The sequence below is a fragment of the Thermoclostridium stercorarium subsp. stercorarium DSM 8532 genome, assembly GCF_000331995.1.
Classification (GTDB): Bacteria; Bacillota; Clostridia; order DSM-8532; family DSM-8532; genus Thermoclostridium; species Thermoclostridium stercorarium.
In genome coordinates, this window is record NC_020134.1 from 1,579,486 (window position 1) to 1,595,172 (window position 15,687).

The window sequence follows — 15,687 nt, forward strand, 5'->3', positions numbered from 1 at the left end:
TTGCCGTTAAATTTGATTTTATATCAATATCCATTCAGTTCATCCAGGTTATACGGCGTCTCCTGATATACGTAGTAGTTCAGCCAGTTGTAGAACAAAAGGTTAGCATGCGCTCTCCAACGTGTTACAGGCATTTTTGAGGGATCATCATTAGGAAAATAATTCTTGGGTATTTTAATATTTAGTCCTTTTTTAAGATCTCTTTCATATTCTGTTTTGAGAGTCAGCGGATCATATTCCGAATGCCCGGTAACAAAAATCTGTCTGTCATCCCTGGACCGAACTATATAAACACCTGCTTCAGGCGACTCTGAAAGAATTTCCAGGTCAGGAACCTTCTCAATATCTTCCCTGCGTACTTCGGAATGTCTTGAATGAGGTACATAGAACACGTCATCAAAACCTCTCAGGAGTTTCACGTTTTTAACGGTAACAGTATGTTCAAACACGCCGAACAGCTTTTCAGGCAATGGATACTTCGGTATTTTATAGAAATGGTAAAGGGCCGCCATTGCTGCCCAGCAGATATACATTACCGAATAGACGTTTTTCTTGCTCCAGTCCATTATCCTTGTAAGTTCTTCCCAGTAATCCACTTCTTCAAATGGCATGTGTTCAACAGGAGCGCCGGTAATAATCATACCGTCAAACTTTTCGTGCTTAACATCCTCGAAGGTTTTGTAAAAGGTCCTTAAATGTTCATCGGGAGTATGCTTCGATTTATAGGTTCCAGGATGCAGAAGCACAACGTCAACCTGCAGCGGAGTATTCCCTATTAATCTTAGCAGCTGCGTCTCTGTTACAATCTTTGTGGGCATTATATTAAAAATGGCAATTCTCAGGGGCCTTATATCCTGATGTATGGCCCTTTCTTCAGTCATCACGAAAATATTTTCGCTTGTCAGTATTTCATAAGCCGGAAGGTTGTCTGGTATATTTATTGGCATATTCCACTACTCCTTATATATTATTCATATATAAATAATATATAATCGCAGATAAATAATTTGGTATAGATTATAGCAAATTCGCATTACATTGCAAGAGTTTATTTTCAATAAAAAAGCGGATACTTTAGCATCTTCTTCCGACAAAACTAAAGTACCCGCCTGTATTTTTCGTTTACGGAATGCACCTTTCGTATTATTCATGATAACCGGGAATTATTCTTTGTGCAATTGTGGTTTATACAATCTTCTTCTGTCAAGAGACCATACAGGATCGGAAAAACCGCCTTCCTCAACGTTTTTCAGATTATTTACATAATCATAAACCCTCGCATCTATCATATCAATGAAATGCAGCAACTCCGCTTCAAGGAACATCGGTCTTTTCGGACTTCCATACTCGGCTTCATAGTGATGGCTTAAAACCATATGCTTCAGGAGCAACATCACTTCGGGAGAAATGCCCAGTTCATTTCCGGCCCGTTCTATTTCGCAAATTCCCATTACTATATGGCCCAGAAGCTGACCTTCCTTAGAATATTCCGAAATTCCCAATTCATTGGCTTCCAGTTCTCCTATTTTGGCAAGGTCATGAATTAAAACACCTGCATACAGTAAGTCAAGGTTTATTTCCTCGTATATTTCCTTCAATTTTTCCGACAGGCGAAGCATTCTGAGAATATGATACAAAAGCCCGCTGCGGATTGAATGATGCAATGATTTTGCAGCCGGATAATAAACAAGTTTTTCTTCCTTGTCTTTCAAAAGTTTCAATACCAGTTTTCGAATCTCTTCGTTTGTAATTCTGTATGCATACTCATATATTTCATTCAGCATATCGCCGGCGGGAATTGGTGCCGAGGGCACGAACTTGTCTATCTCTTTCTGGTCCTCGGGATCAGCTATACGCATTTTATTTATTGTAAGCTGCATCATGTCTTTGAAACAGTCAACTTTTGCATTGACATAATAAAGCATGTTCAGTTGCAGTTTATTATAAACATCTTCGCCGGCATCCCAGATCTTTGCCGGAATTTCACCGGTATTGTCAGAAAAAACCACATCAATAAACGGTTTTTTGTTTGATGCCTCTTTAAGTTCCTTCTTACGAAGTATGTATATCCCGTTAATTGTCTCTCCCAGCTTCAAATCTTTTATTGCTACTCCAACAAACCTCATTTCGGACTCCTTTTATTTCATATATCCCATATATCTACTATACGATATTGCAGCTCACTGGTCAAATCCACTTCCTTCTGTTTCTGAAGCATTTTCCCTGAAGCGTCCGTTACTACCCTCACAACAGGCCGTGTCGGATACTTTTTGTTATATTTTTTCACTATACCTCTTTCCCCGGTGTTCAAAATCACACCTGTGCCGACAGGATAATATGCAATGTACCTGATGAAAACATCCACCACATCCTGATCAAAATGCTGCGAGCCGAGAGAGGTTATGTAATCAATTACTTCATGAGGCATGAGTTTTTTTCTGTAAACCCTGTCGGTTGTAAGGGCATCGTATACATCGGCAACTGCAACGATACGCGCCGCTTTATGTATGTTTTCACCTTTCAGATGATAAGGATACCCGCTTCCGTCCATGCGTTCATGGTGTCCAAGAATTATGTAGGACGCCATCATTGAAATGCCCCTGATTTTTTTCAAAAGCTCATGTCCGTAAATGGTATGCTTTTTTATTTCCTCAAACTCATCATTGGTCAGTTGAACGGGTTTTTTAAGAATTTCCTGAGGGATCATCATTTTCCCTATATCGTGAAGAATAGAACCAACGCCCAATTCCCGCAGTTTATCACTACCATAACCAAAACCGATTCCGATAATCAGCGAAAGAATGCAAACATTAACGCTGTGGGAAAAAGTATAATCATCAACAGACCTTATGTCTGAAAGAGTCGCAACGATATCCCTGTTTGAAAGGATATCGGATATTATTTTATCAACAATCTGCATAATCTGATAACCATCAATACTGGTTTTCAAGGAAGGGTTGGTCATCATCAGCTTAACCCGGCGTTTAGCTTCGGTAACAATATCTTCATGCACCACGCCATGAATTTGTATGTCCTTCGATATTTCGTCCTCAATGTAAACTTCGGTTATACCGTTGGCTAAAAGCCTCTTTTTGAATTCTTCAGTAATTTCCACTCCGGAAGCGAGTAATACTTTACCTTCCAATGTCACGATAGTCTTTGCAAGTATTGCCCCGGATTGTATTTTATCCAGGCTGACCCTGCGCACCTACGGTTGCCCTCCCAACTCACACCAGGTAAAAATAAACCCATAATTAAATATCGGGTTAAAATCTGTCTGAATTTAGCAAATACAGAAGGAAATATAAAATTATTTACTTTTTCATAAAAAATTAGGACTGTCTCAGGCCAAACCATGAGACAGTCCATAATTTTAACTTAGAAAATCAAGCTGTTCCCTGCGATGTTCCTGTTTTTCCAGAGTATTTTCCAAAGTTTCCTCGTCCATTTTATCCGCATTGTTTCTTAAATAACCGTCTGTATATTCAATTCTTTTTTTCAGATTCTCAACTTGATCTTCCTGCTCATGTTTGCCATATACTATGATATTTTTCAGGTTTTCCATCTGCTTAAGCCTTTCCTGCTGAACTTTTTCGCTGTGTCTTACGTTTTCAGGATCGGCTATGTCAGCATGCTGTTCCAGATGTCTTTCTGTCCGCACGTAACGGTTATTAATATTTAACAGCTCTTCAATCCTTCTTTCATTGGCCATTTTCAGTTCTTCCTTACCGTCAATGGCCTTTTCCGCACTTCTCTGTTCCTCGCTCATGCTTTCCCTCCTTTCGGAACTTATTATTTCCCTGGAGGAAAAAAACTAATTATGCAGCTTAGTGCCATTCTATTCCAACAATGGCTTTATTTTCGACAGAACGTCTTCTCTCAGACGCTTAAGAGCTTTTTCAGACGCATCGTCGGTATTGCCCGAAACACCGTAATAAATTTTAATTTTCGGTTCTGTTCCCGAAGGTCTTATACAGAACCAGAAATCTTCTTCTGTTTCATAATACAGCACATTGGACTTGGGTAGTGTAAGAGTTTCTTCCTTCCCTGTCTTTATATCTGTTCTAATACCGGTTTTATAGTCGCGTATTGCTTTAATGACGGTATCTCCGAATCTTACAGTCTTTTCACTGCGTAAAACCGACATTGCATTCTGTATCTTTTCCAGTCCTTCTTTTCCGGTCAAGGTAAAAGAGTCCAGTGTTTCCTTTGCATAGCCGTATTTCTCGTAAAGGTTAATCAGTGCATCATACAGGGTTAATCCTTTAGACTTATACCATGCAAACATTTCGGCAATGAGCATTGACGCAACTACCGCGTCCTTGTCGCGCACAAAGGTACCTGTCAGATATCCGTAACTTTCTTCAAAGCCAAAAACGAAATTCTCATCGCCGTTCTCATCCCTTAAAAGAATTTGCTCACCTATAAACTTGAACCCCGTTAAAACTTCGTAAAGTTTTACATTATAAGCGCTGGCTATCTTCCTTGCCAGTTCGGTTGAAACAATGGTTTTTACCGCAAAAGGTTTTTCAGGCATTCTGCCCTGTTCTGTAAGGCCGGCCAGGATATATTCCATTAAAAGGCATCCTGTCTGGTTACCCGTTAAAGTAATGTATTCTCCTTTTTTATCCCTGACTACGATTCCAACCCTGTCACAGTCAGGATCCGTACCTATAATCAACTCCACATCCTTTTCCTTTGCCATTTTGATTGCCAGTTCGAAAGCCGACTTTTCTTCCGGGTTTGGATATTTCACCGTACTGAAATTAGGATCGGGGTTTTCCTGCTCAGGTACCACATACACATTGTTAAAGCCGGTTTCCTTTAATATCCGCCTTACAGGTTTATTTCCCGAACCATGCAGCGGTGTGTAAATTATACTGCATTTGTCAAGAATCTCCGAAGGAAGCCTGTTAACCGACAATGACTTTAAGACGCCGATATACGCATCATCGACGTCCTTTCCGATTATTTCAATTAAGCCTTTTTTCACCGCCTCGTTAAAATCCATTACTTCCACAGAAGTAATGTCGGTTATAGCATTTATTTCCTCCAATACCGCATTGGCAATGTCAGGCGGAATTTGACCTCCGTCCTTGCCATAAACCTTATATCCGTTATATTCCTTTGGATTATGGCTTGCGGTTATTACCACACCGGCATCGCATTTCAAATATCTAACAGCAAATGACAACTCAGGTGTCGGTCTTAACTCATCAAACAGGAAAGTTTTTATTCCGTTCTTTGCAAACACCCGGGCACTTTCTTCGGCAAATTCACGGGACTTAAACCTTGAATCGTAGGCAATTACAACCGAAGGATATCTGCTTACCTTAAGCAGAAAATTGGCCAGCCCCTGGGATGCCCTTCTTACCACATAACGATTCATACGGTTGGTACCTGCGCCTATAATCCCCCTTAAACCTCCGGTTCCAAATTCAAGGTCACGGTAGAATCTTTCCTCGATTTCCTTTTCATTATCGGAAATGGACAATAATTCGGCTTTTGTTTCTTCATCGAAATACGGACTGTTTACCCAATTATTGTACCTTTCAATATAACTCAAGTTAATCACTCCCATACTACTATATTGAAATTATTCCCGATATGTTAACGTATATTTTTAATTCTAATCGTATATTTCCGAAATCCTTAATATATCACGTGCATGCCCCGTTTGTTCATCAATGTCTATCAATACGGCGTTAAGACACGTTCTACCGCCGGCCGGTTCAAAATATACCGGAAGTCCTGTGATGAATTTCCTTATGACCTGATTCCTGTCCACCCCTATTACACCGTCCGCCGGCCCAGTCATCCCCACATCTGAGATATACGCCGTTTTGTTTTCCAAAATTTTTTCATCTGCCGTCTGGACATGAGTATGAGTTCCTACCACAGCACTGACACGGCCGTCAAGATAATATGCCAAAGCCAGTTTTTCACTTGTCGCTTCTGCATGAAAATCAACAATGATGACTTTACATTGCTGTCTCAAAACCGATATATCGCGATCCGCAGTCTGAAACGGGCATTCTGCAAAAGAATCCATATAAACCCGTCCGATTAAATTTATAACTCCGATCTTAACACCGTTTTTTTCTATAATTATTCTCCCTTTTCCAGGCAAACCCCTTGAATAATTGGAAGGTCTGACTATTTTTTCACAGCTGTCAATAAAATTCAGTACTTCTCTTCTTGCCCATGTATGATTTCCAAGAGTTATTGTGTCAACACCGCATTTGAATATTTCCTGAGCAGTATTGTAATTAATCCCCTTGCCGCCGGCAGCGTTTTCAGCATTTGCTATACATACGTCCCATTTATAGATGCTTTTAAGCTTTTCCAGATGATTTTCCAGTACCCGCCTGCCGGCTTTTGCAAAAATATCTCCGATAAATAACAGTTTCAAAAAAATTCTTCCTCTCAAAATGCAAGAAGCGTAAAATACGCTTCTTGCATCCGAATAAAATTTTCATTTTGATCAGTTCAATTACTTCGCATACTCAACCGCACGCGTTTCTCTTATAACATGCACTTTAATCTGTCCGGGATAATCAAGTTCACTTTCAATGCGTTTTACAATTTCTCTGGCAATAAGGATCATATCTTCATCAGATACATCTTCGGGCTTAACCATAATACGTATTTCACGTCCGGCCTGGATGGCAAATGACTTCTCAACTCCGTCAAAGGAGTTGGCAATTTCTTCAAGCTTCTGCAGCCTTTTGATATAAGATTCAAGAGTCTCCCTCCTTGCACCGGGACGGGAGGCTGAAATTGAATCGGCTGCCTGAACCAATACCGCAATAATTGACTTTGGCTCTTCATCACCATGATGAGACAATATGGCATCAATCACAACTTCGCTCTCATGATATTTCCTGCACAGTTCCGCGCCTATCGACACATGAGAGCCTTCCATTTCATGGTCAACGGCTTTCCCTATATCATGTAACAATCCTGCCCGTTTAGCAAGAGCGACGTCTTCGCCCAACTCTGCCGCCAGCAGACCTGCAAGATGAGCCACTTCTATCGAATGGTTCAGCACATTTTGCCCGTAACTGGTTCTGAAACTGAGCTTACCAAGTAATTTGACAAGTTCAGGATGTAACCCGTAAACACCTGTTTCAAAAGTAGCACGGTCACCCTCTTCACGGATGGTGTTCTCAACTTCTTTCCTGGCTTTTTCCACCATCTCTTCAATACGGGCAGGATGAATTCTGCCATCCAGGATTAATTTTTCAAGGGCAATCCTTGCAATCTCCCTGCGAATGGGATCAAAACCCGACAATATCACCGCTTCAGGTGTATCATCGATAATCAGGTCAATCCCTGTAAGAGTTTCAAGCGTACGTATATTTCTTCCTTCTCGCCCGATAATCCTTCCCTTCATCTCATCATTTGGAAGGGACACAACCGAAACAGTAATTTCCGAAGTATGATCCACCGCACATTTCTGAATGGCGGTTGCCAGAACCTCCTTTGCTTTCCGGTTGGCTTCTTCCTTGGCTTTTTCGTAAACTTCCTTTACAAGTATTGCAGCGTCATGTTTTACTTCATCTTCTACCTTATTCAGAAGATATTCCTTTGCTTCTTCTACCGACAATCCTGAAATACTTTCAAGTTTTTCAAGCTGCTGCTGGTACAGGTTCTCTATTTCCTGCTGCCTTTGCTCGATTTCCTTAATCTGCCTGTTTAAGCCCTCTTCTTTTTTCTCAAGAGAATCCATTTTCTTTTCAAGGGTTTCTTCCTTCTGCTGGAGTCTGCGCTCTAAGCGTTGGATCTCCATTCTTCGCTCTTTTACTTCTTTTTCGAACTCAACCCTGCTTTTATGGATCTCTTCCTTGGCCTCGAAAAGTGCTTCTCTTTTCTTTCTTTCGGCCATCTTTTCAGCTTCACTTATAATTCGCTGGCTTTCCAGTTCTGCGCTGCCTATTTCCGCCTCTGCAATACGTTTTCTATGCTCAATTCCTTTACGGAACATAATAAGTGAACTGATTACTGCAATTACAATGCCAATCCCCAGACCTATCAATAATGAAACATAATCGATCTCCCTCACCTCCTTGTCCATAGTACCTTGCAAATTTTTATCTCCCGTAATAACGCGATTTCTTTTAAAATATATTTCGCCGTTATCAGGAAATATGCAAGTATACTTCTTTTCTTTCGTGGATTACCTTTTTCGGTTAATACAAAAAAGCATTAGTATAACTGGTATGAGCGTAAAAATGCCCATACCATTATAAGTATTTTAAACTTATTTAAAAAAAGTGTCAAGAAACAGCAAATGAATTTGGTAAGAATGCATAAATTTATTGTCTTGAAAGCTCAGCAGACATGATTGTATTTTTAAGAAGCATTGTAATCGTCATAGGCCCGACTCCGCCGGGAACAGGTGTTATATATGAAGCTTTTTCCGAAACACTGTCAAAATCCACATCCCCGCAGATTTTGCCGTCTTCAAGTCTGTTTATTCCAACATCAATAACAACTGCGCCGTCTTTGACGTAATCGGCATTAATGAACTTGGGTTTACCTACCGCAACAACCAAAACATCGGCCCGTCTGCAGATTTCTTTCAGATTTCTGGTTTTGGAATGGCATATCGTAACTGTGGCATTACTGTGCAGTAACAGCATTGCTATAGGCTTGCCTACGATATTGCTTCGACCTACTACCACACATTCTTTTCCTACAAGATTAATTCCGGACCGGATCAGCAATTCCATAATTCCCGCCGGAGTGCACGGAAGGAAGTAGTAATCGCCTATCATAACCCTGCCCATGTTAAAAGGATGGAAAGAATCCACATCTTTGTCAGGGGAAATTCTAAGAAGTACATTTTCAGCGTCAATATGCTTCGGAAGAGGTAACTGTACAAGGATCCCGTGTACCGAATTATCCTTGTTCAAAGTTTCCACCAGCTGAATTAATTCTTCTTCAGTTGTTTTTTCAGGAAGTATATATTCAAAAGAACGTATCCCTATTTCTTCACAAGCTTTTTTCTTATTATTCACATAAATACGCGAGGCAGGATCATTTCCAACAAGAACTACTGCAAGACCGGGATGCAAACCATTTTGTTTTAATTCATCCACTTTTGCCTTTAGGTCCTTCCTAATCTCCTGCGAAATTTCTTTTCCGTTTAAAATGATTGCACCCATTTTTTTATCTCCTCTTTTATAAATTTTTTCAAAATGATTTTATGGCCTTTCACATAATTTGTCAACCGGTTGCACCGTTTAAAAATATCCATTTAAGGACTTAATGCGGCATGAAGCAGCCGTTACAGCATACGGAATATTTATACCGGTATCGAAAAGCAAATGTACACTTGCAAAAACCATTGCAAAAACCATGTCACTAAATTAGTTCTCAGCATCTTTTTCCTTCTGAATTAGCACCAAGCGAACAAAAAGCCGGATTTTCATCCGGACGGTTTTTCAGGCCTGCCTCTTTGGCATCCAAAGTGATCCTTCCGTCTTCCAGAACAAAACACGGAATACCAATCTGTCCGTTTTCTTTAACGTGCAGGAAAATTTCCGAATTATCCCTGATTTTCAGAAATTCTTTTAAAACCCGAACATGGGATCCAATGTCCATATATTCGAAATTCGGGTTATTTTCAATCTGTTCCTTAATATAAGCGCAATCAGGGCAGGTGTCCATCCCATAAATTTTAATCATAATCGGCCTCCAATCCATTTACTGTTTATTTATTCTCTTTTACAACATTACGCCATTGTGAAACGTTTATACGTTTCCACCGGTCGTTTAAGGAAGGCAGTGCAATGAAATTTTTGCTTCCATGCATGAAAAACGCCATTTCCGGAATAACCGCATACAATACGGCTCCACCATTACGACGCAGTCAGGGATTTAAAGTCCTCATGCCGGGATAATACTTTGAAGCTGCTGTCATTTAAAATCCTTGTTTTATATGAAGGATCGGCTTCCAAAACTTTTCTGAGTAAATCCACCGCCAGATCTTTCTCTCCCATATGGGCATATACTGTTGAAAGACCGTAATATAGCTCAACGTCATCCGGAAAACTTGAAAGCGAAGCTTTGTATATTTTCAGTGCCTTATCAAACCTGCGTAGTTTAATTAGAACTGCTGCATAATGGTATATCAGTTCCTGATCACGTTTATTGAGTTCATAAGCTTTTTCAAAAGAATACTCAGCATCCTCAAACCTTCTTGACAATTCCAGTACGACTCCACGGTTAAAATAAAGCCTGTATGATTTTTCATATAATTTTATACCTTTGTCAAATACCTGAACGGCTTCAGCATATCTCCCCATCCGTCCAAGCAATACCCCAAGGTAATTATATACATCTTCGCTTTGTTCGTCTCCTTCAAGGGCTCGGTAAAGGTAATGTATTGCTCTTTCTTTGTCGCCCATTTCATCAAGCAGGGTTGCGGCATTATATAACAGCATGCTGTTATTCGGACTTACTGATATTCCCTTCTGATATGTTCTCAATGCATCATGATTGCGTTTCAGCTCGCGCTGCGCCAAGGCAAGGTGGTAATAATTCAGCGGCTCTTCCGGTTCAAACTCGATTAGTTTTTTAAAACATCCTTCGGCTTTTTCAAACATTTTTTCCTTTAACGCAGCCTTGCCTTTATATTTTAATGCTTCCAGACGCCTTGCCTCATTTACCACCACCTCGTCCAAAACTTCATAAGCCTTGCCGGTTTCGCCCTTTTTATAGTAGATAATCCCCAAAACAGTGCGTAACAGCGTGTCTCCGGCATCGGCCCTTCCTTTTTCAAGGTATGTTACGGCGCTGTCTTCAAGTCCCAACGCCAGATAAGCCCGTGCTATATTTTTATAGGCCGCGGTCAGATCGGGGGCAATATCCAGAACCTTTTCAAAATATTTTATTGCAAATTCAAATTTGCCCAGGCGATAAAAGGCATAGCCCAGATTGAAGTCAATCAATGCTTCCAGTCTGTCATATGGTACCGTTGTGCTGTTGTTATTTTTCGCCCGTGCATTATTCTTTACAAGAAACATGGCCTTCCGCAAGGTTTTGCACGCCTGACGGTATTTGCCGGTCAGGCAATAAAGATAACCCAAATTATATGCAATATACACAGAGTCCGGGAAAATCGAAAAAAGCAGCCGATATTGCGAAGCTGCAGCCTCTAATTTATGAAATTTTATTAGCCTGCCAGCGGTTAAAAGCTGCTTCTTTATATTTTTTGAAAGTTTCCCGTCACTTATTTCAAGGGACTTAAAAACCACAGGGGCTTCAATCTCGTTTCCGTAGAGTTCGGCGTTTTCCAGAAAATACAAATAATCAAGCTGCTGCGTATTATTTTTCTTTCTGGACTCAATTAAACGGATATCAATCCCCGTTTTCCTTATTTTGCGAATCATTATTGCATGATCATAAACCACAATTAAAGACGGTAGCAAAACACCGCCGACAATAACCGCCAGTTCCACTTCCGGAATGGTAAAAACGTCTTCCAACAATGAGAATATGACAACAGTGGCTGAAAGGAACTGGATAATCAAAACGAAAACCAAAAACACTCCCGGCCTTTTAACAAACCGGTGCATCATATAGATTGTTAAAAAAGAAACAACAAATGCGACAAAAACTAACGATATATTCATTTCGTTTCCTCCGGATTAATTATGTAAATTAGCAACACCCCAGGTTCACATATTCATCTTCATCTCTTCCCACTGTTCTTTTGTAATTAAAACCCTCCTTGGCTTACTGCCTTCAAAACCGCTGATAATACCTCTTTCAGCCATTTGATCTATAATTCTTCCCGCGCGGGCATAGCCCACTCTGAATCTCCGCTGTATAAGGGAAACAGACGCCTGCCCGCACTCAACAACCAGTTCTATCGCCTGAGGCAACAGTTCATCAGCATCAAGTTCGGGATTATCGGTATCGTCGTTCTTTTTGGTAATTTGATCTATAATATCCTCGTCGTATTCGGCAGGGAACTGATTCTTAACAAATTCAACAACCCTTTCAATTTCCTTGTCCGAAATAAAGCAACCCTTAACACGGATGGGTTTCGGCATACCTACAGGGTAATAAAGCATGTCACCTTTTCCAAGCAGCTTTTCAGCTCCGCTCATGTCCAGGATGGTTCTTGAATCCACCTGTGAAGAAACTGCAAAAGCTATCCTCGACGGAATATTCGCCTTAATAACACCGGTTATTACATTTACCGACGGACGCTGAGTGGCGATTACCAGATGCATTCCTGCCGCACGGGCCATTTGCGCCAAACGGCAAATTGAATCCTCCACGTCATGTGGAGCAACCATCATCAGGTCTGCCAGCTCATCAATTATTATAACTATCTGCGGCAGTTTAAAACCTTCCCCTTCTTCTTCAATTGCCCTGTTATAGCCGTTAAGATCGCGCACTCCCTTGTCGGCAAAAAGCTTGTAACGCGTCATCATTTCCTGTACCGCCCACTGAAGCGCTCCCGCTGCCTTAGAAGGATCGGTTACCACCGGTATAAGCAAATGAGGAATGCCGTTATAAACCCCAAGCTCAACTACCTTCGGGTCTATCATCAGCAATTTCACTTCGTCGGGCGTAGCCTTATAAAGCAAACTGATTATAATAGTGTTTATACACACACTTTTACCCGAACCGGTGGCACCCGCAATAAGCAGGTGTGGCATTTTGGCCAAATCAATAATTACATTTTCTCCGGAAATATCTTTTCCCAAACCTACGGCAAGCTTGGATTTAAATTTCACAAACTCCGGTGTTTCAATTACTTCACGAAGCATTATCGGTGCAACTTCCGGATTTGGCACCTCTATTCCGACTGCCGACTTTCCGGGAATTGGTGCTTCAATACGTATTCCCTGTGCCGCAAGGCTGAGGGCTATATCATCGGTTAAATTTACAATTCTGCTTACCTTAACTCCAGGACTGGGTTGCACTTCAAATCTTGTAAATGCAGGCCCGACTGCTATATTTACAATCTGAGCGCCGATGCCAAAACTTGTAAGTGTATCCTCAAGCTTTTTGGCATTTTCAAGAGCATTCTGCTTCAATTTTTTTGTGTTCATTCCTCCGTCTTCGGGAGCATTCAGGCATGAAAACGGCGGAAAACGGTATTCCGCGCTCTGCACAGGTATTTTTTCCTGCTCTTTTCCGCTCACGTTTTCATTTTCACTTTCTTGTTTACTTTTTTCTTCTTTCATTTCCAAAGGTATTTCCCGCACCGTTCCCGCTTTTTCATCTTTCATCTGCACGGGAATTTCTAATACCGCTGCCTGCGGTTTTTCATTATCAGCCATTGCAGGTATATCCTGCACTGTTTCTGTCTTTTTGTCCTTTACCTGGATGGGGATTTCGTTAACCGAAACGTCATCTTCATCCTTAACGGATATTTCATGAGCCTGGTTATCGGCGTTTCCGTCAGATTTCTTTCCGGATTTGTTTCTTATAAGAGGAAAGTCTATAATCTTAGCTGTTTCGGAGTCTTTCTTTCTCATTTTAACATTTACAGGCTCATCCAGTTCTTTTATGAATATCGGTTCATCCTCATCCTCTTCGTCAATGAACTCAACCATGTCAGCCCTGTTTTCCCTTATTCTTCTGACCTTATCAGCCGTGTCCGAAGCCATCTTCTTCAATGAGATTTCTGTTATCAGCATGGCTACAACAATGCTGAACGCACCAAGCAAAACTATGGTTCCCGTTTTCTGAAAAACGAGGCACAGAGGCACGCTGATAAGGCCGCCGACAACTCCGCCGTTCAGTGTATACGGGATTTTTGAAACATTCCTTCCCATTTTGTAAAAATGTTTCAGGTACTGAAAAAACGTCATATTCACATATTCGGATTTATTAAAGTTACCAGCCGTGAAAATTGCGCCTATCACCACCAGTAACAAAAAAATCAGGTGCAGCTTTCTCCTGATTTGCCGGTTATAAGGGTAAAAAATCAGTAAAATCCCATAAATTATTACAAACGGCGGCAAAAGATAGGCTATAAAACCAAACATTCCGGTGGACACATGCTGAATTATTTCTCCGAACAGTCCTGTCAGATTTTTATGGTATATACTCAATGCAAACAATATACCGAATGCTATCGTAAAAACACCGGAAATTTCATTACGGCTTCTCACTTTTTTTACTTTACCTGTTTTCCCTTTAGTATTTCTTTTTTTTACATTTTTTTTAGCTCCGGCTGATTTTGCAGCCGTTTTTTTCCTTTGTACTCTTTCCGGCAAGCTGTTCCCTCCAAATCAAATATCTTATGTCGTATTATTAATATACCATATTTAACCGGGAAACTGCAAATAAGCCGTACCGGAAGTATTTTCGTTCATTTTAACATTCTGTCACAGCGCTGGATAAATTCCATGCATGCCCTGGCGTTATGATACGGACATTTCCATTGCTCCACCTTGGGAATATTTTCAACCGTTCTTCCGTTTCTTTCTACAGTGTGGAACCATTCACCATAGCGGTGGTCAATAATGTTCATGTAAATAAACTCCCATGTCTTTGTAAGAGGTGTTATATACCGATCATTGCCCGTAATTTCAAGGGCATTCATCATTCCGACAATCATTTCGGCCTGCGGCCACCATTCCTTCCGGAAACTCTTGCCTGTGGAATCTGCGTGATCGTATAAGCCACCGAATACCTTGTCATAACCTTCCTCAATAACTTTATCCGCTATACTTACAGCTATATTTCTTGCCATTACCCGCAGTTCACTATCTGCGGCCACATCCGCTGCTTCACACAATAACCAGCTGCATTCAATATCGTGACCGTATGATACAATATCGGACATTGATTCCCATTTTTCTGTAAAGAACAGTTTTAAATGAAATGTTTTGGGATCTATTATTTTTTCAATAAACAATGTTATTAAGTCATTAAGTTTCTTTTTAAGTTCACTGTTTTTCCACACTCGGTACAGATTTGCATAAGCCTCAAGCAAATGAAGATGAGTATTCATGGTTTTTGGTGCATTAAGATCGGCCGGACTCAACCTCATGTCGGCAACCGGTTTCCAGTCTTCGGTAAAAGCATCTATATAACCGCCGTACTCCGGTTCGTAACTGTATTTTTCCACAAGATTATACAATGTTATTGCCATGTTCAGGCTGTCAGGATCGTTGAAAACCTTGTGATATTCACTTAAAGCGTAAATTCCGAAAGCGATGTTATAAATATGTTTTCTTTTGTTAATCGGATTTCCGCAGAAATCAACCATCCAGTAAAGACCTGAGTTACCATAATCCCAAAAAGCTCTTTTTAAAAATGAATATGCGTGTTCGGCAGCTTCCCTGTATTCTTTTTTTCCATACATTTCAAAAGCCTTTGAAAATGTCCAAAGTATTCTCGAATTAAGAACGCATCCCTTTTCGGCCATCCTGTCGATCTTTAAATCATTTGTTACATTCCCGTAAAAACCGCCATGGGCTTTATCAGCCAAGGCTACCCAGAACGGCAGGATGTCATTCTCCAGTTCATTGGCTATCTGCTCCCTCAACTTCAACAACGCTTCCTTCACGTTAATCACTCCCGGAATTTCTGAACAATCAGATTAAAAAGCTATTTTAACCTTTTTTAAATCCGCCGCCTGGCAAAAGTTTGGATCTGCATAAAATTTGTTTCCTCAAATCCGCATTCCAGGCAATATTTCTATATATT

Annotated in this window: 12 protein-coding genes; all 12 read right to left on the reverse strand. The window is 40.6% G+C overall.

The genetic code is table 11. From position 1 onward, the window contains the following. Nucleotides 1-23: 23 nt before the first annotated feature. Nucleotides 24-947 carry a homoserine O-acetyltransferase MetA gene (gene metA / locus CST_RS06885; RefSeq protein ID WP_015359131.1) on the reverse strand — a complete coding sequence of 308 codons (924 nt, stop codon included), beginning with the start codon at nucleotides 945-947 and terminating at the stop codon, nucleotides 24-26. 216 nt (nucleotides 948-1,163) lie between these two features. Then, nucleotides 1,164-2,126: a 3'-5' exoribonuclease YhaM family protein gene (locus CST_RS06890; RefSeq protein WP_015359132.1), complete on the reverse strand. Its 963-nt coding sequence runs from the start codon at nucleotides 2,124-2,126 to the stop codon at nucleotides 1,164-1,166. Nucleotides 2,127-2,143: 17 nt separating this feature from the next. Further along, nucleotides 2,144-3,208 carry an HD-GYP domain-containing protein gene (locus CST_RS06895; protein WP_015359133.1) on the reverse strand — a complete coding sequence of 355 codons (1,065 nt, stop codon included), beginning with the start codon at nucleotides 3,206-3,208 and terminating at the stop codon, nucleotides 2,144-2,146. A gap of 165 nt (nucleotides 3,209-3,373) precedes the next feature. Beyond that, nucleotides 3,374-3,769, reverse strand: a complete 396-nt coding sequence (locus tag CST_RS06900; protein WP_015359134.1) for a hypothetical protein — start codon at nucleotides 3,767-3,769, stop codon at nucleotides 3,374-3,376. 69 nt (nucleotides 3,770-3,838) lie between these two features. Continuing rightward, a complete protein-coding gene (locus CST_RS06905; protein ID WP_015359135.1) occupies nucleotides 3,839-5,566 on the reverse strand; it encodes a phospho-sugar mutase in 1,728 nt (575 codons plus the stop codon). 63 nt (nucleotides 5,567-5,629) lie between these two features. After that, entirely contained in the window at nucleotides 5,630-6,412 is a 783-nt protein-coding gene (locus CST_RS06910) for a TIGR00282 family metallophosphoesterase (RefSeq protein ID WP_015359136.1), read from the reverse strand. An 81-nt stretch (nucleotides 6,413-6,493) separates the two neighbouring features. Further along, nucleotides 6,494-8,077 carry a ribonuclease Y gene (gene rny / locus CST_RS06915; protein WP_041746657.1) on the reverse strand — a complete coding sequence of 528 codons (1,584 nt, stop codon included), beginning with the start codon at nucleotides 8,075-8,077 and terminating at the stop codon, nucleotides 6,494-6,496. A 241-nt stretch (nucleotides 8,078-8,318) separates the two neighbouring features. Then, entirely contained in the window at nucleotides 8,319-9,170 is an 852-nt protein-coding gene (gene folD, locus CST_RS06920) for a bifunctional methylenetetrahydrofolate dehydrogenase/methenyltetrahydrofolate cyclohydrolase FolD (RefSeq protein WP_015359138.1), read from the reverse strand. A 211-nt stretch (nucleotides 9,171-9,381) separates the two neighbouring features. After that, nucleotides 9,382-9,693 carry a hypothetical protein gene (locus tag CST_RS06925; RefSeq protein WP_015359139.1) on the reverse strand — a complete coding sequence of 104 codons (312 nt, stop codon included), beginning with the start codon at nucleotides 9,691-9,693 and terminating at the stop codon, nucleotides 9,382-9,384. Nucleotides 9,694-9,866: 173 nt separating this feature from the next. Further along, nucleotides 9,867-11,642 carry a tetratricopeptide repeat protein gene (locus tag CST_RS06930; protein ID WP_015359141.1) on the reverse strand — a complete coding sequence of 592 codons (1,776 nt, stop codon included), beginning with the start codon at nucleotides 11,640-11,642 and terminating at the stop codon, nucleotides 9,867-9,869. 45 nt (nucleotides 11,643-11,687) lie between these two features. Further along, entirely contained in the window at nucleotides 11,688-14,249 is a 2,562-nt protein-coding gene (locus tag CST_RS06935; protein ID WP_015359142.1) for an FtsK/SpoIIIE family DNA translocase, read from the reverse strand. 95 nt (nucleotides 14,250-14,344) lie between these two features. After that, entirely contained in the window at nucleotides 14,345-15,547 is a 1,203-nt protein-coding gene (locus tag CST_RS06940; protein ID WP_015359143.1) for an AGE family epimerase/isomerase, read from the reverse strand. Nucleotides 15,548-15,687 lie beyond the last annotated feature (140 nt).